Annotated in this window: 4 protein-coding genes; 3 read left to right on the top strand and 1 reads right to left on the bottom strand. The window is 71.2% G+C overall.

Annotated features, from left to right (window positions below):
* The first annotated feature begins 42 nt into the window (after nt 1–42).
* The 3 genes from Ahu01nite_RS32570 to Ahu01nite_RS51470 all read left to right on the top strand — a co-directional run bounded on the left by Ahu01nite_RS32570 (nt 43) and on the right by Ahu01nite_RS51470 (nt 20,969).
* Nucleotides 43–4,938 (top strand): diguanylate cyclase, encoded by a 4,896-nt coding sequence (locus Ahu01nite_RS32570; protein ID WP_203840533.1) that lies wholly within the window; start codon nt 43–45, stop codon nt 4,936–4,938.
* A 51-nt stretch (nt 4,939–4,989) separates the two neighbouring features.
* Nucleotides 4,990–6,294 carry an MFS transporter gene (locus tag Ahu01nite_RS32565; RefSeq protein WP_203840532.1) on the top strand — a complete coding sequence of 435 codons (1,305 nt, stop codon included), beginning with the start codon at nt 4,990–4,992 and terminating at the stop codon, nt 6,292–6,294.
* 65 nt (nt 6,295–6,359) lie between these two features.
* Nucleotides 6,360–20,969, top strand: a complete 14,610-nt coding sequence (locus Ahu01nite_RS51470; protein WP_203840531.1) for a non-ribosomal peptide synthetase/type I polyketide synthase — start codon at nt 6,360–6,362, stop codon at nt 20,967–20,969.
* Here Ahu01nite_RS51470 and Ahu01nite_RS32555 read toward each other — a convergent pair.
* Nucleotides 20,950–22,251 carry an IS256 family transposase gene (locus tag Ahu01nite_RS32555; protein ID WP_203840530.1) on the bottom strand — a complete coding sequence of 434 codons (1,302 nt, stop codon included), beginning with the start codon at nt 22,249–22,251 and terminating at the stop codon, nt 20,950–20,952. The genes Ahu01nite_RS51470 and Ahu01nite_RS32555 overlap by 20 nt on opposite strands.
* Nucleotides 22,252–22,476 lie beyond the last annotated feature (225 nt).

The raw sequence follows: 22,476 nt of genomic DNA, 5'->3' as shown, positions 1-22,476 counted from the left end.
GCTGCGGCATCGTGGCTGGTAGGCGACGGGGCGGAGGAACGCATGACCGTGGCAACGGCGCCCGGCCCAGCGGCCGGCGGCCGTGACGAGCCGCGCGGCGGCGACGAGCTGCCGGGACCAGTGGCCGGCGGCCGGGATGAGCTGCTCCGGGTGAGCGGCCGCTCCCGGCTGCGTCGCGTCTGGCTGCCCGGCGACGCCGGGACCGTGCTGCTCAAGGAACCGCTCGGCGCCGGGGCCCTGGCCCGCGCCCGCCACGAGAACATGATCCTCGAGCGGCTCCGCGGCATCCCCGGGATCGGCGGCCTCGCCGGTATCACCGTCGCCGACACCGTCGTCCTGCACGACATCCGCGGCGAACGGGTGGAGGCCGTGCTGCGCGACGGCAAGCTCAGCCCCGCCCAGGTGCTCACCATCGCCCGGGACCTCGCCGCGACGATCGCGGCGATGCACACCCGCGGCGTCGTGCACCTCGACATCAACCCCGCCAACGTCCTGCTCACCGGCCCCGACCGGCACCCGATCCTGATCGACTTCGGCGCCGCGACCAGCCTCGCCGACGACGACTCCGGCTTCGTGCACCATCGTGACATCGTGGGCACCCTCGCGTACCTGTCACCCGAGCAGACCGGCCGCACCGGCCGGCCCATCGACCACCGCACCGACCTGTACGCCCTGGGCGCCACCCTGCACGAGATGGTTGCCGGGGCCCCGCCGTTCCTGCCCGGCGACGACCTGCGACTGATCCGTGACATCCTGCTGAGCACCCCCGAACCGCTCACCACCCTGCTGCCCGGCTGCCCGCCCGCCCTTTCGCAGATCGTGACGCGCCTGCTCAGCAAGGAACCCGACGAGCGCTACCAGAGCGCCCAGGGCCTGCTGCGCGACCTGAACCGCGCCGCCGACCGGCCCCGGGAGACCTTCGAGCTCGGCCGCTGGGACTTCCCGTTCCCGCTGAGCGCCCCGGCCCGACTCATCGGGCGTGACCGTGAGATCACGGCGCTGCACGCCGCCTTCACCCGGGCCATGCTCGGCAACCGGCGGGGACTGCTGATCACCGGCGTACCCGGCGTCGGCAAGACCGCGCTGATCAACGAGCTGCGCCGCCCGCTCACCGCCCGCGGCGGCTGGTTCGTCTCCGGCAAGGCCTCGCAGTACCAGGAGGCCGCCACCACGGGCCCCGTCCAGCAGGCCCTCGGCGGTCTCGCCCCGCTGCTGCTCGCCGAACCCCCCGACGTGCTCCTCGGCGTCCAGCACCGCCTGCGGGACGCGCTCGGCCCCCACGCCGGCCTGGTCGCCGCCGCCCTGCCCCCGTTCGCGCCCCTTCTGGGAGACACCGACACCACCACCGAGGTGGGTACGGGCTCCAGGTTGCCCCGCGCCCTCGTGGAGCTGACCCGGGCGATCGCCTCCGCCCAGCGCCCCGTCGTCCTCGTCATCGACGACCTGCACTGGGCCGACCCGGTCTCCCTGACCCTGCTCGACGCCCTGATCACCGAGCCCGACCTGCCCGGACTCATGATCATCGGAGCGTTCCGGGCGGACTGGGCCGACACCGGCCACCCCCTCACCGCCCTGGTCACCCGCTGGCGGAGCCTCGGCGTGATGCCGGCCACGATCCCGCTGGAGAACCTGCCCGCCGACCGGACCACCACGATGCTCGCCGACCTGCTCCGGCTCCCGGCCGCCGCCGCCGAACGCCTGGGCACCTGCCTGCTCCGGCACACCGCGGGCAACCCCTTCGACACCCTCGAACTGCTCAACGCGCTGCGCCGCGACGACCTGCTCCACCTCGGCGACGACGGCTGGACCTGGGACGAGACGGCCATCCGGGACTACGTGGCGCGCGGCGACGTCCTCGACCTGCTGCAGGACCGGCTGGCCCACCTGCCCCCGGCGACGCGCTCGCTGCTGCACACGATGGCCTACCTCGGCAGCGCCGTCCCCGCCGGCCTGCTCGCCGTAGCCGCGGACCTGCCCCTTCCCGAGCTCGTCCAGCAGCTCGGCCCGGCCCTCGACGACGGGTTGCTCCTCTGGCAGCACACCGACCTCGACGACCACGGCCAGCTCCTCCGTTTCCGGCACGACCGGGTGCACCAGGCCGCGTTCGACACCGGCGACATCCCCGGCCGCGCCGGTCACCGCCTCGCCCTCGCCCGCCGCCTCGCCCAGGACGCCACCTGCACGGTCCCGGCCGCCGAGCAGTATCTGGCCGCGGGCGCGGACCTGCCCGTGGACGAACAACACCGCGTCCGCTCGTACTACCGCACCGCCGCCGAACACGCGCTCACCGCGGGCAATCACGCCACCGCCAACCGCTTCCTCACCGCCGCCGCCGACCTCCTCGACGGCGAGGACCTCACGGAGGTACGGGTCCGGCGCCACGCCGTCCGCTACTCGCTCGGCCTGCTCGGCGCCGCCGATGCCGACTACGCGGCGATCGAGGATGCGATCACCGACCCGATCGACCTCGCCGGCCCCGCCTGCATCCAGATCGGCAGCCTCACCCAGCGCAACCGTCACCGGGCCGCCCTCGACCTCGGCCTCGCCCTCCTGCGCCGATTGGGCCAGACCACGCCGGACCCCGCGGAGCCCGTGCCGGCCGGCCGGGTCGCGGAGCTGACGCGGTGGGCGGGGGAGCTGAACCTCAGCCGGGACCTGGCCCGGCCCGAGGCGGACCGGCCCGTGGTCCTCGCGACGGCACGGTTGTTCAACCGGCTCAGCCCGACCGCGTACTTCCTGCAGGAACAGGCGCTCGTCGCGTGGTTCGTCCTGCAGGGCCAGCGGATGTGGGTCCATGAGGGACCGTGCGCGGAGCTCGCCGCGCTGCTCGGCGTGATCAGCCCGATGGTGACACCCGCGCTCGGCGACCTCGCCCTGAGCCAGGCAGTCGGCGACCACATGCTCGCCTTCTGCTCGGCGCGCGGGTTCGACCCGCTCACCGCGATGCTGCGGCACCGCCAGTCGCTGCACGTCATGCCCTGGACCGGCCCGCTGGAACGCAGCATCGAGCAGGCCGCGCTGGCCCGCACGGCGCTGCTGCGCGGCGACGACCCGCAGATGGCCGGGCACGCCGCCCTCACCCTGCTCGCCGCGCAACTCGAATGCGGCCGCACCCTCGACACGTACGCCGAGGAGATCGCCACCACGGAGGCCTTCACCACCCGCAACGGCCACACCCAGATCCAGCCCGTCGTCGCCGCCCACCATCACCTGCTCCGCACCCTCCTGGGCACCCGTGAGGAGACGCCGCCGGGCGATGAGGTGCTGCCGGTCCGTGAGGCCGGTCCGTTCGCCGCCGGCATCGATCACACCTACCGTGCGTTGGCCGCCGCGCTCACCGGGGACACCGAGGCGCTGCACGTTCACGCAGCCGAGGCCTACCGGCTGCGCGCCGCGGTGTCCGGTTATGCAACGGCCCTGATCCGCCTGCTGCGCGCTCTGTCGCTGACCGAGCAGCGCCGCGACACGGGGGAGCCGGACGGCGACGCCGAGATCGAGCGGTGCCGTGACCATCTGCGCTCCTGTGCGGCGACCGCACCGGGCAACTTCGCTCATCTCGCCGCGCTGGTGGATGCCGAGTACGCGTGGGCGCGAGGCGATTTCCGGGCCGCGCTCACGGCGTACGATCAATGCCGGAAGCTGGCCGCCCTGCAGCAGCGACCCTGGCACCAGGCCCTGGCCGCGGAGCGTCTCGGCCGGTTCCAGCTCACCCAGGCCCTGCCCGACGCGGCCCAGCGGACCCTCCTCCAGGCCCGGCAGGCATGGGCGGCCTGGGGCGCGACCGGCAGGACCGCCCAGCTCGACGACGAGTTCCCGGCCCTGCGCGGGACCGCGACCAGCCAGGGCGGCACCACGGTCACGAGCGCCCTGCGCGCCGACACGATCGACACCCTCGCCCTGCTGCGCGCGTCCCAGGCGATCAGCTCCGAGACCAACCTGGAGCGGCTGCACCACAGCATCATCGACCAGCTGGCCGGTCTCACCGGCGCCACCGACGTCGTCGTGACGATCCACGACCAGGACACCGGCGACTGGTACGTGCCCCCGTCGGAGCACACCGGCGGCCGCCCGCTCGGCGTGGTCGAGGCCGCGAACCGGGGGCTGCTGCCGATCGGCGTGTTCCGTTACGTCGAGCGCACCGCCGAGCCGGTCCTGGTCGACGACGTCACCCGCGACGACCGGTTCCTGCGCGACCCGTGCTTCGCCGGGCTCGACCGCTGCTCGCTGCTGGCCGTGCCCGCGCTGCACCACGGCGCGGTGAACGCGATCCTCATCCTGACCCGCTCGCACAGCAGCGCCGCGTTCACCGCGGACCGCCTCGACGCCGTCAAGATGATCACCGGTCAGCTGGTCATCTCGATCGAGAACGCCCGTCTCTACGCGTCGCTGGAGGCCAAGGTCGCCGCGCGCACCACGGAACTCGAGGCCGCCAACCGCAGCCTGGAACAGCTCAGCACCACCGACGCGCTGACCGGCGTCGCCAACCGCCGCGGCTTCGACCGGGCGCTCGACCGGGAAACGCGGTTCACCCTCGTCCTGCTCGACGTCGACCACTTCAAACTCTTCAACGACGCGTACGGTCATCCCGCCGGCGACGACTGCCTGGCCCGGGTCGCCGCCACCCTCGCCGGGAACGTGCGCGACTCCGACCTGGTGTTCCGCTACGGCGGCGAGGAATTCGCCCTCCTGCTCGCCGACACCCCGCCCGCCGAAGCCCTGCGCGTCGCCGAACGGGTCCGCGCCGCGGTCGAGGCCCTGCGGATCCCGCACGAACGCGGCCTCGGCGGCGTCGTCACCGTCAGCGCCGGCGTCGCCGCCCACGACGGTGACATTTCTCCGAGCCTGCTTCTCTCCCGCGCCGACACGGCCCTCTACGAGGCCAAAGGCGCAGGCCGCAACCGGGTCCGCAGCTACGCCGCCCAGGACCGTCCGTTATAGATTCCCATCGACGTCATTGATCGATGACCTTGAGACTGTCATGCTGGCCGCGTGGCAGACCTCACCAGCCTGACCTCATCGCCACAGCCCCCGTCCGACCGCCCCACCGCCGCCCTTCGCCGGACTGAAGGCCCGTCCTTGTCACGGTTCCGTCTGCTGGCCGCCGGGAGCATGATCTCCACGTTCGGCGGCTTCCTCAACATGGTGGCCCTGAACCTGTTCGTCTACCAGGCCACGGGCAGCGCCGTCGGCGTCGGCGCGTTCCTCGCCCTGCGCCTGGGCTGCGGATTCATCGCCGGGCTCGGCGCGGGCTGGATCGCCGCCCGGCTGCCCCGGCGCCCCGTCCTGATCGGCTGCAACATCGTGCAGGCCGCCACGCTCACGGCGCTGGCGGTCACCCCGCAACAGACCCAGTTCGTGCTGCTGCCGGTTGTCGCCGTGGTCGCCGGGCTGCTGGGCACCACGTCCGCGGTCCTGCTGCGCAGCAGCGTCCCGGATCTCGTCGGCGCCGACCAGCGGGTCGCCGCCAACGGATTGCTGGTCACCGGGCGCGCGGTGGCGACCGCAGCCGGGTTCGCCGCCGGTGGCGTGCTGGTCGGATGGCTCGGTTACCGGGCCGCCTTCGCCATCGACGCCGCGACCTTCCTCGTACCCGCGGCGATCCTGATCCTCGTCCCGATGAATTTCACCGCGCCGCGGCAAGAGTCCACCGTGGAACGCCCGCGCCGCACCAGGAGCTGGGTCGTGCTCACCGCCGTGCCCGCGATCGGCGTCATCGTCGCCATCCGGGCCGTCGACGCGTTCGGCTCGGCCTCGCACAACGTCGGCCTGCCCGTCTACGCCACCGAGAACCACCCCGGCGACCCGGCCGGCTTCCTGGGCCTGTTCTTCGCGGTCTGGGCGGTCGGCCTCATCATCGCCCACCAGGGTGTACGCGTCGTGCGCCGCCGTCTCGGCGACCGCTACGACGAACCGGGCCGCACCCAGCGCGGCTTCCTCATCGGCACCTGCGTCATGTCGCTGGCCTTCGTCGCCGCGTTCACCGGGCTCCCGTTCCCGGTGATGCTCCTGGTCGCCCTGATCGCGGGCATCGCGGACGGCTACACCGAGATCACGTATTCGACGCGGATCCAGGCCGAACCCGAGCCGTACCGGGGCTACGCGTTCGGCTTCACCGCGATGGCGGAGAACGGCGGCCTCGGCGCGGGCATGCTCGTCGCCGGCGTCCTGGTCGAACTCTGGAACCCCCTGTGGACAGCAGCCCTCATGCACGGCCTCGTCATCCTGCTGGCGATCGTCCCACCACTGATCATCGGCCGTCGCTCCCTTCGGAAGCGGAACACATCACAAGCGTGAGCCTTCGAGAGCGTGACTTTCGCGAGCGTGACGCAGCGAGACAAGCCTGAGCAGAAAGGCCTTCCATGCCAGAGCTCGACGAGTTGACCGCCGCGCTGGTCGCCTGCAGGGAGATCGCCGACTTCGCAGCCGGCCCCGACGCGGCCGGCCCCGGCATGGTCTTCGTGGTGCCGGCGCCGGGAGTCGACGCGAGGGATGCCCGGCGCATCGTCACCGCGGCGGTACTACCGTTCACGCGGGAATTACCCCAGGTCACGGCGGTGACGGGCATCGCGCGTACCGATGAAGGCACTGTTGACTGGTCTGTCATGCATGCCCTGTCGGCTCCATCGGCCCGGCAGGAAACACCGGTCACCCCGGAAATACCGGAGGGGCCGGCCGCGATCATCGGCGGCGGCACCCTGCCCACCGGACCCGGCGACCCACCCGACCTGGTCCGAGCCCTGCTGCGCGCGGCCGACCGCTTCCCCGACCGGGGCCTGACCCTGGTGGAAGCCGACGGCACCCGCCACCTCACCTACGCGCAGCTCCGTGACGCCGCCCTGCGCACCCTCACCGGCCTGCGCGGCGAGGGCCTGCGCCCCGGCGACCCGGTGATCCTGCACGCCCCTACCCTCACCGCCCACTTCACCGCCCTCTGGGCCTGTGTGCTCGGCGGCATGCAGCCCGTCGCCGTCGCCCAGGCACCCGGATACGAGCAGCGCAACGCCACCCTCGACAAGCTCATGCACGCCTGGCGCACGCTCGGCGAACCCCCGGTCCTGTCCGGCGGAGCCACGGTCGCGGCCCTCACCGGATACGCGGGCGGCGACGGCATGCGCGTTCACGACCTCGCGGCGTACGCCAACGCCGCACCCGCCACCGACCCGCACCTGCCCACCGCCGGTGACGTCGCCGTCCTGCAGCTCTCCTCGGGCAGCACCAGCCAATCCAAGATCATCCCGCTGACCCACCACGGCCTGCTCCGCTACGCCCAGGGCGCCCGGCACGCCGGCCGGTTCCGCGACGGCGACACCGCCCTCAACTGGCTGCCGCTCGACCACGTCGCCGCCCTGGTCATGACGCATCTCGGCCCGGTCCTGCTCGGCAGCCCGAGCGTCCAGGTCGCCACGTCGCTGATCCTCGCCGACCCGCTGCGCTGGCTCGACCTGCTGCAGGAATACCGCGCCGAGCACAGCTGGTCCCCGAACTTCGGGTTCAAACTCGTCGCCGAGGCCCTGCGTCGTGGCGATCCGCGCAGCTGGGACCTGCGGCACGTACGCAGCCTGGTGAACGCGGGTGAACAGTGCACCGAACCGGTAATGCGCAAGTTTGCAGAAACGACCGGACAGTTCGGCCTCGGCGCCCGTCCGTTGTTGCTCGCCTGGGGCATGGCGGAGACCTGTACGGTCACCGGCTACCAGCCGTTCGACGACACGGCCGCTCAGCACGTGCGGGTCGGCGCGGGCGGCGTACGACTGGACCTGCACGACCGGCCGGCCCAGGGCGACAGCACCCTGCTCAGCATGGGCCCGCCCGTGCCCGGAACCGAGATGCGCGTGACCGCCGCCGACGGCCGCACCGCCCTGCCGGAACGACACATAGGCCGGCTCCAGGTCCGCTCCGAGCGCGTACTCCCCGGCTACCTGCACAACCCCGGCGCCAACCGCGAGGCGTTCCCCGACGGCGACTGGTTCGACACCGGCGACCTCGCTTTCGTCCACGAAGGACGAATGACCATCACGGGGCGCGCCAAGGAAGTCATCATCGTCAACGGCGTCCACTACTTCTGCCACGAGATCGAGGACGCCGTCGGCGAGGTGGACGGCGTCGCGGTCAGCTTCGTCGCGGCCCTGGGCGTGCCCGACGCCGAGGGCATCGAACGTATCGCCGTCCTGTTCGTCCCGACCGGCGCCCCGGATCCCGAACTGCTCAGCCGCATCCGCCGCCACCTCGCCGAACGGCTGCAGATCATCGGCGCCACGGTCGTCGCCGTGCGCCCGGACCAGTTCGGCAAGACCACGAGCGGGAAGATCCAGCGCGCCGGGATGCGCGCCCGCTGGATCGCCGGTGGCTACGACACCGGCTCTGTCTTCCGCGGCCGCTGGTCACCCTTTCCTGTGCGAGATCGGCCCTCGGCCGTCACGACCAGGATCATCCCTGACGACCTCGGCCTGGCAGCGCAACTCGCCCTCCCCTCGGGAGACGATCCCGACCGCATCGTGTACGCAGCCAGCTACGTCGGCCCCGAGTCCACCGACGCCGCCCTCGCCGCCTGCTCCGACCGCCTCCTCGACCTCATCCACGACCTGCTCGACGACGGCTGGACCGGTGAACTCGTCACCGTCAGCCGCGGCCTGCACCGCATCGACGGCACCGAACCCGGCAGCGCCCCCGCCGCCCTGACCGCGTCGATCGGCGAGAGCCTCGCCCTCGAACACCCCGGCCTGCGCGTCTGGCACCTCGACCTGCCCGGCCACGACGTGGCCGCGGACGCCGCCGCCCTGCAGCAGGCCCTCGACGCCAACTGGCAGCACCACGAACCCGTCATCGCCTGGCGCGACCGCCCCCTGGTCTGGCGACTGCACGACGCCGAACCCGCCCCGGAAAATGCGGAACCGTTGCTGCGTAGGGGCTCTCGCTGGCTGGTAACCGGTGGGCGTGGGGGAGTAGCGGCCGCCCTGCTCGGGTCACTCCCTTATGGACTCAATCTGCTGGTGACAGGTCGTGGATCCGCCTCCCCGGACACCGACCCCGCGCTCCTCGTCCTCACCGCCGCCGGCCATCGGGTCAGCTACGCCTCAGCCGCAGACCTGGAACAAGCCGTGACCGCCTTTGAGGACGACGACGGCGGACCCCTCGACGGCGTGCTGCACCTCGCCGGCGACTACACCCTCGAACCCCTCGCGGACACCGATACGGCACGCTGGCGCGCTCACACGTACGCCAAGGTGGAAGGCTCTCTGGCAGTCGCCGCCGTGCTCGCCCGACGGCCCGGCTGCCGCCTGGTCGCGTTCTCCTCCCTCGTGGCCCGCGTCCCGGTAGCCGGCGCCGGCGCCTACGCGGCCGGGAACCGTTTCCTGGAAGCCCTCTGCGACCAGCTCGCGGCGACCAACCCCGTCTGGTGCCTGTCCTGGGGCGCGTGGCGGGGCACCGGCATCTCCCAGGGCCAGCGAGGAATCGAAGACACCCTGCGCCGGTACGCCCGCGTCACGGAACCCGCCGCAGCCGCCGCCCAGACCCTAACGGCACTGACTCTCGCCCCGGGCCACCTGCTGCTCGGCGTGGACCCGGCAGCCACCCGCTTCCGAGGCCTGATCCAACCCCCGTCGCTCCTGACGCCGTCGGCCGCCGTTCCGGCCCCAGCGACCCCGTCACCCACAATGGACTCCGGCATCCAGCGCCTCGTGCGCGAAGCCCTCCCGCCCGGCATCCCCGACCACACCCCGTTCTACGACGCCGGCCTCGATTCCGTCGCCATCCTGCGCGCCCACACCCTGCTGGAGCAGTCCCTCGGCCGTACCCTCCCGCAGACCCTGCTCTTCGAACACGGCACCCCCGCCGCACTGACCGCCCACCTCGCCGGCAACCAGCGCCCGGCCGACTCGCCGCTCGCGACGACCGCCGACACCCGCATCGCCGTCATCGGCATCGCCCTGCGCTTCCCCGAAGCCGACACCACCGCCCAGTACTGGCAGAACCTCCTCGACGGCCGGATCAGTATCCGCCGCTTCACCCGCGACGAACTGCTCACCGCCGGCCTGCCCGCCACCCTCATCGACGACCCGCAGTTCGTGCCCGCCAGCGGCGCACTCGACGACATCGCCGGCTTCGACGCGGAACTCTTCGGCATCAGCCCCCGCGAAGCCGCGCTCATGGACCCCCAGCACCGCAAATTCCTCGAGGTCTGCCACGAAACCCTGGAAGACGGAGGGTACGCGGGAACGAGCCGCCCGATCGCGCTGTACGCCGGATCCGGCATGCACCTCTACTCCCTGCGTACCTATCTACGCGAACAGCTCGCCGGGCTCGACCCCGCCGACCAGGTAGCCGCACTGCAGGCCACGATCGGCAACGAGAGCGACTTCCTGGCGAGCCGCGTCGCGTACAAGCTGGGTCTGACCGGCCCCGCGGTCAGCGTCCAGACCGCCTGCTCCACCTCGCTGGTCGCCGTCCATCAGGCCGTCCGCGCCCTGCTCGCCGGCGACGCCGAGATGGCCCTCGCCGGTGCCTCGGCCCTGCACATCCCCGGCATCGCCGGCTACCGCTACGAGCAGGGCTCCATCCTCTCGCCCACCGGCACCTGCCGCGCGTTCGACACCGCGGCGGACGGCACCGTAGGCGGCAACGGCGTCGCCGCCGTCCTCCTCAAACCCCTCGACCGCGCCCTCGCCGACGGCGACACCATCCACGCCGCCATCACCGGCACCGCCATCAACAACGACGGCGCCGACAAAGCCGGCTACGCCGCCCCCTCGGTCACCGGCCACGCCACGGTCATCCGCCGCGCCCTGACCGCAGCCGGTCTCGGCCCCGACGACATCGGCTACCTCGAAACCCACGGCACCGGCACCCCGGTGGGCGACCCCATCGAAATCGAAGCCCTCCGCGCGGTGTACGCCACCCGCCGCCGCCCCCTCGCCCTTGGCGCTGTAAAGCCCAACATCGGCCACCTCGACACCTGCGCCGGCATGGCAGGCCTCATCAAGGCAATCCTCGCGATCCGGCACGGCGTCATCCCGCCGATCGCGGGCCTGCACCAACCCAGCCCCGCCCTGCGCCTGGACGACAGCCCGTTCGTCCTGCCCACCGCCGCAGCTCCCTGGCCCCTCGGACAACCCCGCCGGGCGGGCATCTCAGCCCTGGGCGTCGGCGGCACCAACGCCCACATCATCATCGAACAAGCCCCACCCACCCCAGCGTCGCCCGCCGCGCCGATCCTGCCCTCCACCCCGGCCGCGTCTTCGATGCCCGGTTATCTCATCCCGCTGTCGGCTGTGGCCGCTGAACCCCTTGCGACACTGGCCGAACGCCTCGCCGACCGCCTGGACGAGCCCGAACCACCGACTCCTCCCGACGTACTGACCACCCTCGGCGAAGGCCGCCGACGCCACGCCTCACGCCTCGTGGTCTGGGGCGAAACGCCCACCGAGACAGCCAAATCCCTGCGGGAGCACGCTGCCGCACTCCGGTCCGCCACGGTTCCACTGCCTCGCAACGGCGTCACCGGAAGGGCGACGGCCGCACCGGATTCAGTGGTCTTCGCCCTCTCCGGACAGGGCACCGACACCACCCGCGCCGCCGCCGACCTGATGCGCTACCCCATCGCCCGCGACACACTGCGCGAATGCGCAACACTCCACGACCGTTGGTGGGGCACCGACCTGTTCACTTCCGCACGCGGCAACACCGCCCTGGAACAACCCGCCCTACTCGCCATCCAGGTGGCCCAGGGCCGCCTGCTCTCCGCCATGGGCATCACCCCCGACATCCTTATAGGACACAGCGCCGGAGAGTACGCAGCCCTGTGCCTAGCCGGTGCCCTGAACCTCCCGGACGCCCTGTTCCTGACCGCCCTGCGCGGAAACCTGATGCGCCACCGCACAGCCCCCGGCACCGCGATCGCGGTCTTCACCGACGACACCACAGCCGCGGAGATCTGCGAAATCCTCCCGGGCCTGACCCACACCGTCCGCAACGGCCCCGACAACCAGGTCATCGCCGGCGCCCCCGAAGCCATCCACCAGGCCCGCGCAGCCCTCGACGACGCCGGAATCCGCTACCGCCCCCTCCCCGCCGAGCACGCCTTCCACTCCGCGGCGATGGACCCCATCCTGACCGACCTGGCCACCCAAGCCGACCTCCTGGACTGGCACCCTCTCCAAATCCCCTTGGCGAACCACCCCGCCGGCACCCTCCTCAACGGCACCCACGTGGCCCACCACACCCGCTCCCAAGCGGACTACCGCACAGCCCTGCAATCCCTCCACACCGCCGGCCACCGAACCTTCATCGAACTGGGCCCCGCCGCCACCCTCACAGCCCTCGGCCAATCCTGGCCCGACACCACCTGGATCCCCCTCACCCGCAAAACCGGTGGCGTCCCCCAAGCCGCCGCCGACCTCTTCCGCACCGGCCTCCCCATCACCTTCACCCCCCTGACTCCACCCGCCCACCGGATCCCCCTGCCGACCACACCCTTCCGCCCCACCCCCCACTGGCACACCCGAGCCACGCCTCCTCACCCCGCCGCCCCACCGACTCCCACATCCGGTGCGGCCGCTGACTCCGAAGCCGGCGCAGGCCCCACCGCTACCGTGCTCAACCCCCTTACCCTCGCCGATGTGCTCCCTGCCGCTGGAGGTCCCGCCGCCATGCCTTCCCACCCCTCAGCAGCAGCAGCCCCGGCCGTGGCCACCATCGTCCTCACCCGGGTCCAGGAAATCACCGCCCGCCACCTCGGCGCCGACCCAGCCGACCTCCCCACCGACCGCCCCTTCTTCGACCTCGGCGCCGACTCCCTCCTCATGATCAACATGCTCCGCGAACTCGAATCCACCTTCGGAATCCGAGTAGCAATGCGAGAACTCTTCGAGGACTACGACACCGCCGCCCTCCTAGCCCAAACCATCACCACCCGCATGACGCCCACCCAACAAGCCACCCTCACCGCCCCCACCGTCCCGTCCCCATCTCCCCTCCAGGCTCCGGTTCCGGCGATCGCGCCACCCTCATCACCTCTCCTCGCTGCCGCCCCGCTCGCTGCCGCCCCGCTCGCTGCCGCCCCGCTCGCTGCCACCTATCCGGCTGCGGAGCCCGGCCCGGCAGCCGCCCCAGCCCCGGCGGTAAATCCCATGACCACCCCGTCCGCCCCGGTAGCCGCTCCCGCATCCGTCCCGGCCGCCGCTCCGCCTGCTTCACCCGCGGCGTCGCCCCCTTCCGAGGCGCCCGCATACCTCTCACCCCCGCCCGGCTCAGCCTCACCCGCCCGGGACGAGATAGTCCGATCTCAACTCGACCTGATCGGCCGCTTCACCGACCTCATGGCCCAGCAGCTGCAGGCGATGCCCGCGAACCCCACCGCCCCGTCGCCCCCCGCATCCGCCCTGCCCACCCCTGTTTCAGCCGCTGCCTCATCGGCCCCCTCCCCGCTGCCCCCGCCCGTCTTGTTGTCCGCACCGCTCCAGCCCGCCCCCGCGCAGCCTCCCTCCCAGCCCTTGCCGCAGCCCTCGCCCTTGCCCTTGCCCTTGCCCTTGCCGCAGACCTTGCAGCCGCAGCCCTCACCGCAGCCGCAGCCCTCACCGCAGCCGCAGCCCTCACCGCAGCCCTCACCGCAGCCGCAGCCGCAGCCCCTGCCGCAGCCGCAGCCGGCGTCCGTGCCGCCGGCTCCATCCATTCAAGGCCCGTCCGCCGGCGCCCAGTTCGGCCCGCGCCCGCTGGCCATCCCCCGGGCCGCGACCGCAGGACGGCTGAACGAGCGGCAGCAACACCACGTCGACGATCTGATCAAGCGCTACACCGCCCGCACAGCAACCTCGAAACAGATCACCCAACGCCACCGCCGCAGACTGGCCGACAGCCGGGCGGTGGTGGGTTTCCGCCGGGCGACCAAGGAGATGCTCTACCCGATCGCGGCCCGCAGCTCCGAGGGCGCCCACATAATCGACGTGGACGGAAACCCCTATGTCGACATCACGATGGGGTTCGGCACGCTGTTGTTCGGTCATGAACCCGCGTTCGTCACCGATGCGGTCCGTACGTTTCTCGACGCCGGGATGCGGTTCGGCCCGCGCAGCGAGGAGACCGGAGAGGTCGCCGAGCTACTGTGTGAATTGACCGGCATGGACCGGGCGGCGTTCGCGACCACGGGCACCGAGGCCAACTCGGGCGCGTTGCGGATCGCGCGGGCGTACACCGGCCGTTCGGTTGTGGTGACGTTCGAGGGTTCGTACCACGGGCACATCGATCCGGTGCTGAGCCGGTCGGTGCCGGACGGCGCGGGTCTGCGTACGGTGCCGGTTTCGGAGGGGATCCCGGATTCGGCCGTGGCGGAGATCCGGGTCTTGACCTACGGCGACCCGGCAAGCCTGGACGCGATCGCCCGCGAGGCCGGGCAGATCGCAGCGGTGGTCATCGAGCCCGTCCCGAGCCGGCACCCCGACCGCCAGCCCGTGGAGTTCGTCCGGCACCTGCGCGAGCTCTGCGACCGGCACGGCATCGTGCTCATCTTCGACGAGATGCTCACCGGTTTCCGCCCCCACCAGCAAGGAGCACAAGGCCTCTTCAACGTACGCGCGGACCTCGCCACCTACGGCAAAGTCCTCGGCGGTGGCTACCCCATCGGTGCGATCGCGGGCCGCGCGGACATCATGGACTGGGTCGACGGCGGCTTCTGGAGCTACGGCGACGCCAGCTCACCACCGCAGGACACCACGTTCTTCGGCGGCACCTATCTGCAGCATCCCGTGTCCATGGTGGCTGCGAAGGCGGTCCTGCAGCATCTGCGCGACGAGGGCCCAGCCCTGCAGGAGCGCCTGAACGCGCGAACGACAGGCCTGGCCGCCACCCTCAACGACTATTTCGCCGAGGAGGAATTCCCGCTCCGCGTCCAGCATTTCGGCTCGCTGTTCCGCTTCACTTCCACGGCGAGCCTCGACCTGTTCTTCCACCACCTCCTGCTGAACGGCGTCCACGTCTGGGAATGGCGCAACTTCTTCCTCTCCACCGCCCACACCGACGCCGACCTCACCCTCATCACCGACGCAGCCAAAACCAGCCTCACCGACCTCCGCTCAGCCGGCTTCTTCCCCCGCCCCGAACCACCCGCGCTCACGGCTCCTGCGCTCACGGCTCCTGCGCTCACGGCTCCTGCGCTCACGGCTCCTGCGCTCACGGCTCCTGCGCTCACGGCGCCCGCGCTCACGGCCCCCATGGCCGTGGCGGCCCCCGCGGCCATGGCGGCTCCCTCAGCCATGAGCGCTCCCGCACCCACGGTTCCCGCACCCACGGCGGCTTCCGCAGCTCCCGCAATTCCAGATCCCGCAGCCGCAGCGGCCACCACATGGCCCGGAGTTATCGCATCCCCCGCAGCAGCCAACGGGCCGTCAGACCGCCCCGCGCTCACCCATTCAACCCAGGTTCCTAGGACGCTCAACGCCACGAGACCCGGGACGCGAGCGGTAAAGCAAGCGCCGAGGCGAGCACCGAAGCAACCAGATCTGAGCCTCTACTTCTTCGGGGACTACCCGCGAGAGAGTGCCCAGGCGAAATACGCGGCGATTATCGACGCGGCGACGTTCGGTGATGAGCACGGACTGCACGCGGTCTGGTTGCCGGAGCGCCACTTCGACTCGTTCGGGGGTATTTTCCCCGATCCGGCTGTGCTGGCGGCGGCGCTGGCGACCCGTACCAGTCGGATCGGTTTGCGGGCCGGTTGTGTAGTGCTTCCTCTGCACGACCCGATCCTGATCGCCGAGCAGTGGTCCATGGTGGACAATCTGTCCGGCGGGCGGGTGGCACTCGGGTGTGCGAGCGGCTGGCACGCGCGAGATTTTGTGCTGGCCCCCCACGCTTACGGCGACCATCGCGACCGGATGTACGACGGCATCGACCGGATCAAACAGCTGTGGCGCGGTGAAGCGGTCACGGGCACGGCGGGTGACGGCACCCCGACCGAGGTACGTCTGTTCCCGCGCCCGGTCCAGCCGATGCCCGACTTCTACACGGCGGTGGTCGGCAACCCGGACAGCTATCGCCGCGCGGGCGCGGCGGGCCTCGGCGTCATCACGAACCTCATGGCGCAGACCGTCGAGCAGCTGGCCGCGAACATCGCCATCTACCGGGCAGCGCGCCACGACGCCGGCCTCGACCCGGAGGCCGGACGGGTGGTGCTGCTGCTGCACACCTACCTGGGCGACGACGGCGAGCGGGCGAGGGCAGAGGCGTTCCAGCCGTTCTGCGACTACCTGCGCTCGTCGCTGGCGCTGTTCGGACAGCTCACGAACAGTCTGGGCATGCACATCGACCTGGACTCGACGCCCGCGGACGATCTGGAGTTCCTGCTGCGCCGCGCATATGAGCGCTACACCACCGACCGGGCACTGATCGGTAGTGCGCGGGAGTGCGCGCCGCTGGTCGCCCGGTTGACCGAGCTGGGCGTCGACGAGGTCGGCTGCTTCGTCGATTTCGGTGTGCCGCCTGAGCGCATGCTGGCCGCGCTGCCCGGGATCGAACAACTGGGCGACCTGCTGAAGGTGGGGGAGCGGACACAAACGCTCACCCCGGCTCAGGAGCAGATGTGGCTGGCGGAGCAGACGGGGCCCGGTCCCGCGTACACAGAGTCGGTTTTTGTCCGTCTCACCGGCGACCTCGACGTCACCGCACTGAGCGCGGCCTTCGATCTGGTCGTGCAGCGGCACCCGGTCCTGCGTGCCACGTTTGCCGAGGTCGAAGGTGCTCCGCGCATGCGGGTCGGGGACGCCCGGACGCGCCCGTTGCCGGTCACGGAGGGCGAGACCGAAACCGAGGCGGTCGATGCCGAGACCCGGCACCGCTTCGACCTCGCTGCCGGTCCGCTGTTCGAGCCGCGCCTGATCCGCGAGGCCCCGCAACAGCATCTGCTGGTGTTGCGCATGCACCACCTGGTCATCGACACGCTGTCGGCGGAGATCCTCACCAGCGAAATCTCCACCGCCTATCGAGCCTATAAAGACGACAGGGATCCCAGACTTCCGGAGCTGCCCGTGGCGCCGAGGCCGGGAAGCGCCCGCAACGACGTGGACCGGCAGTTCTGGGTGACAACGCTGGCCGGCCGCGCGGCCCGTGCCGAGCTCCCGGCGGACCGTCCCCGGCCGCTGCGGCCGACCGGCGCGGGCGACAACGTGCGCGCCACCATCGACGACGCCCAGCACGACCAGATCGCCCAGTTCTGCCGCGAGCACCGCGTCACCGTCTACACGGTGCTGGTGTCGGCGCTCGCCATCGCCCTGCGCCGGCTGACCGGCGAGCCGGACATCATCATTGGCTCGCCCGTGGCCGACCGTCCCGACGGCACGGAACAGCAGGTCGGCCCGTATCTCAGCACCCTGCCGATCCGCGTACGCGTCAACGACCGCGACGGTTTCGCCGACCTCACCCGCTCGGTACGCACCACCGTGCTGGACGCCCACGACCACCGCAGCCTCGGCCTGCCCGCCATCCTCGCGGCGTCACAAGCGGACAAGCTCTTCGACGTCGTCATCCAGTACGACCGGGCCCCCGTCTTCGCCCTCGACCTGCCCGGAGTCGACGCCGACCCCCTCCCGCTGGCAGCCCGCCGAGCCCCGTTCGACCTCACCTTCTCCTTCACCGGCCGCGACCTGCGCCTCGACTACGCCACCGACCTGTTCGACGAGCCGACCGCCCGCCGCATGCTCGACCAGTTCCTCCTGGCCCTGCGCACCGGCCTCGCCCGCCCCGGCGCGGCACTGGCCTCCCTGCCGCGCCTCACGGCAGCCGACGCAGCCCACCTCACCCTCTGGCAGCACGGCGGCCAACCCGCACCGTACGCCCAGACGCCGATCACCACCCCCGCCCACGATCCGACCGCCGCCACCACCCCCGCGCCCGTCGTCACCACCCCTGTCACCGTCACCGTCCACGAGCCGACCGGCGTCACCACCGCGCCGCAACTCCAAGAGAGGGCAGCGGCACTCGCTGCCACCCTCCGATCAGCCGGCGCGGGCCCGGGCACCCTGGTCGGCGTCGAACTACCCCGCGGCGCGGACGCGGTGACCGCCATGCTCGCGACACTGTGGACCGGCGCGGGCTACGTGCCGCTCGACCCCGCACAGCCGGCCGCCCGCCGCGCGGAGATCGCCGCCGACGCCCAGCTAGTCACCGTGGTCACCCCGGAGATGATGTCCACAGTCGACACAAACGGCCGATTCGAGCCGGTGACCCCGAGCCTGGACGACACGGCATACGTCCTCTACACCTCGGGCTCCACCGGCCATCCCAAAGGCTGCCGCATCCCGCACCGCGCCATTGCCAACACCGTCGCCTGGTGGATCGACGACCTCGGCATCACCGCGGCCGACCGCCTCAGCTGGTACTGCAGCCCCGGTTTCGACGCGTCCTGCGTCGAGGTGTGGCCGGCCGTCCGCGCCGGCGCGGCCCTGTTCCCCGTGCCCGACGACATCCGCCTCGAACCGGAGAAGCTGCAACGCTGGCTGATCGACAACCGGATCACCGTCGCGATGTTCCCCACACCGATGGGGGAGCTGTTGCTGGATCTCGACTGGACCGGCGAGACCCCCGCACTGCGCCACCTCGTCGTCGGCGGCGACCGGCTGCGCCACGGCGGCCCGGCGAACCTGCCGTTCGAACTGACCAACATCTACGGCCCCACCGAGGCAACGGTCGCCTGCACCACCGCCCGCGTCACTCCCGGAACGGTAGAGGCGCCACCGATCGGCCGCCCGGTCCCCGGCATGTGGGTACGCGTCCTGGACGAGCACGGCGAACCGGTCCCGCCCGGCGTCCCCGGTGAGCTGTACGTCGGTGGCGTGCAGCTCAGCGACGGTTACCTCGGTGCCCCGGACGAGACGAAGCAGCGGTTCATCCAGCACGACAGGTTCGGGGCTGCGTACCGCACCGGCGACGTCGGGCGCTGGCGCAACGACGGGCAACTGGAATTCCTGCACCGCAACGACGAGCAGGTCCAGATCCGCGGCTACCGGGTCGAGCCCGGCGAGGTCGAGCACCGCCTGCGCAGCCTCCCCGGTGTCCGCGAGGCAGCCGTGCGCAGCCTGCCCGACCACCGCGGCGAGGTCATGCTCGCGGGCTACGTGGTCGCCGATTCGGACACGGTCACGCCGGAATCGCTCACAAACGCGCTGGCGACGGACCTGCCCGCGTACATGATTCCGTCACAGTGGACCCTGCTCCCGGCCCTGCCCGTCACCGCAAACGGCAAACTCGACCGCACAGCCCTGTCCACCCCGATCATCCCGGCCGCCACACCGATGAGCGCCGCGAACACTCTGGAATCCCGGGTGCACGAGTTGTGGTGCGCGGAAATCGGCCGCACCCCGATCGGTGTGCACGAAACGTTCTTCGCCGCCGGCGGCCATTCGTTAGGAGCGGTGCGGCTCCTCAACAGGGTGCGTGCGGAGTTCGGGCGCGCCCCGGGCGTACAGGAATTCCTGGCGCACCCGACCATCCACCGCATGGCGGAACTCCTGCGGAAAGGCGCCGACCCCGAGGTGGTACGCAGCGCCCCGGCGGCGGTGGTCCAAGCGCGTCAGCGCGAAAGCACCCTCGCCAGCGACGTCCCCAGCGTCCTGACCATCGCTGTGCGTTTCACCCTGACCGGCGCCGTCGACCGGTCCGCGCTCCAACAGGCCATAACCGCTCTGGCCGAGCGCCATCCCGCCCTCCGCACCCGCTACGCGGTGCAGAACAACACCGTGATCCAACAGGTCCTGCGCCCCCTCCCGGTCCCTTTGACCGTACGCACAGAGCCCCGCGACCACTGGAACACGATCGCCGCCCGGTGGGCAGCCCTCCCCTTCGCCCTGGACGACGAACCCGGCTTCCGCGCGGCCCTACTCACCACCCCGTCCCCAACACCCCCGCCCACCCCGTCCCCAACACCCCCGCCAGCCTCGGAGCCGACGCCCCGGCCCGCTCCCGAGCCCGCTGCGACCGAGCCCGCTGCGACCGAGCCCACTGCTGAACTGCTGCTGGCCATCCACCACGGCGTCTGCGACGGCTGGTCCCTCGGCGTGATGACCGAGGACCTCGCCGAGCTGTACCGCGCCGCACAAACGAACACTCCCGCCGACCTACCGGTGCTCGAAGCGGACTTCATCGACTTCGCCGACTGGGAACGCGCCTACCTGCAGGACCCCCAGACCCGCCAGGACCTGCAGACCTGGGCCGACACGGTCACCCCGGGCCTGCACACTCTTGTCCTCCCGACCGACCACCCGCGCACCCCCGATCAATCCCGAGCAGGCGCCGCGCACTACACCGATCTGCCATCTGCTCTTATGGACAAACTCTCGGCGTACGCAACTGAGCGAACGAGCACTCCGTACGCCGTCCTCGCCGCAGCCTTCGCCTGGTTCGCTCACCACCTGACCGGCGCCGAAACAATCCCGCTCAACTCCACCGTCGCCAACCGCCCCGACGCCCGCTTCGACCGCGTAGTCGGCGTCTTCGCCAACGCGGCCTGGCTGATCATCCCCACGACCGGCGCCCGCACCTTCAACGACCTCGTCGACCGCGCCACCCAAGCCACCTGGCAGATGCTGGCCATGCAGTCGATCCCGTCCCGCACCCAGACCGCAGCCCTGGCCCAAGCCGTAGCGTCCCCCGAACGCGTCTACTTCGCCATGCTCGACGAAGGCGACACCGAACTCCGCCTCCCCGGCCTCACCCCCGCCCCCGCCCGCCCCATCGACCTCCCCGGCGCCCGAGGCGACCAGGCCTGGCAACTCCAGCCCCTCCCCAACGGCACCCTCCGCCTCGAAATCATCTACGCCACCGCCCTCTTCACCGAACCCACCGTCGCCACCTGGGCCACCCGCTACCTCACCCTCCTCACCCAGGCCCTCACCGACCCGACGGCCCCACTGCCCCTGCCGGACAAGGGGGTCTGTAAAGAGAACGGTGTAACTCGATTTTTGGGGGTTAGTTTCGGCCGGTGGTGAGTCGACCGTCGAAGGCGAGGTCGAAGGCGTTGAGGGCGGGTTTCCATCGGCTGATCCAGCGTCGCCGGCCGGTTCCGGTCGGGTCCAGGGCCATCACCGCGAGGTAGACGCATTTGAGAGCGGCTTGCTCGTTGGGGAAGTGCCCGCGAGCTCGCACGGCCCGCCGGATCCGGGCGTTCACGCTCTCGATCGCGTTGGTCGAGCAGATAACTTTACGGATCTCGGTGTCGAAGGACAGGAACGGCACGAACTCGGCCCAGGCGTTCTCCCACAGCCTGACGATCGCCGGATACTTGGGGCCCCACGTCTCGGCGAACTCGAGGAAACGCTGCTCGGCGGCGGCGACCGTGGGTGCGGTGTAGATCGGCTTGAGTGCTTTCGCGACCGCGTCGTAGTCCTTGCGGGCCGCGTATTTGAACGAGTTGCGCAGCAGGTGGACCACACAGGTCTGGACCACGGTCTCCGCCCAGACGGTGTTGATGGCGTCGGGCAGGCCGGTCAGGCCGTCGCAGACGGCCATCAGCACGTCCTCGACACCGCGGTTCTTGAGTTCGGTGCACACGTTCAGCCAGAACTTGGCGCCTTCACCACCGTCGCCGGCCCACAACCCGAGGATGTCGCGGCTGCCCTCGGCGGTGACCGCGAGAGCGACGTAGATGGGCCGGTTGGCGACTTTCCCGTCTCTGATCTTGACGTTGATCGCGTCCAGGAAGATCACCGGATAGACGTTGTCGAGGGGCCGGTTCTGCCACTCGGCCATGCCGTCCATCACCTTGTCGGTGATCGTCGAGATCGTCTGCCGCGACACCTCAGCGCCGTATACCTCGGCCAGATGAGCGCTGATCTCCCCGGTGGTCAGGCCCTTCGCCGACAGGGACAGGACCATGTCCTCGACCCCGGTCAACCGCCGCTGCCGCTTTTTGACGATCTGCGGCTCGAACGAGGCGTCGCGGTCACGCGGCACGGTGATCTCGACCGGGCCCACATCGGTGAGCACTGTCTTGGTGCGTGTTCCGTTACGGGAGTTCCCGCCATCCTTACCGGCCGGATCGTGCTTGTCATAGCCGAGATGGTCAGTGATCTCCCCGTCCAACGCGGCCTCGATCACCCGCCGGGTCAGCTGCTGCAGCAGACCGCCTTCGCCGGTCAACTGCAGGCCCGCCGCGCGGGCCTGCTCGACCAGCCGACCGACCAGCTCGGCATCCACGCCCTCCGGCGTGCTCGCCGAAGTTCTCTTCTTCGCCACCGCGGAAGTATCCACGGCGTCTGTCGTCACGCTCATCAAGTGTCTCCTTGATCAGGAGTTACACCGTCTTTTTTACAGTCCCGGACAAGACCCTATGAGTCGCGAGTCCAGGTCCAGGTCCGGGGCTGGGGCTGGGCAAAGCCTCGCGGCCGCGGCTGAGGTCGGAGTTGGGCCTGTGCCTGTGCCTGTGGCTGTGGCTGTGGCTGTGGCAAAGCCTCGGGGCTGAGGTCGAGGTCGGGGTCGGGGTCGGGGTTGGGGCTG

This window comes from Winogradskya humida, from assembly GCF_016862215.1.
GTDB lineage: Bacteria > Actinomycetota > Actinomycetes > Mycobacteriales > Micromonosporaceae > Actinoplanes > Actinoplanes humidus.
The sequence above is the reverse complement of the archived record's forward strand: the minus strand, read 5'-3'. Positions and strand labels throughout refer to the sequence as shown.

What these genes read in the sequence shown, in the direction of transcription:
- Ahu01nite_RS51470 (WP_203840531.1), top strand. Translation starts at nt 6,360, where the DNA reads ATGCCAGAGCTCGACGAGTTGACCGCCGCGCTGGTCGCCTGCAGGGAG.
- Ahu01nite_RS32555 (WP_203840530.1), bottom strand. Translation starts at nt 22,251, where the DNA reads ATGAGCGTGACGACAGACGCCGTGGATACTTCCGCGGTGGCGAAGAAG.
- Ahu01nite_RS32570 (WP_203840533.1), top strand. Translation starts at nt 43, where the DNA reads ATGACCGTGGCAACGGCGCCCGGCCCAGCGGCCGGCGGCCGTGACGAG.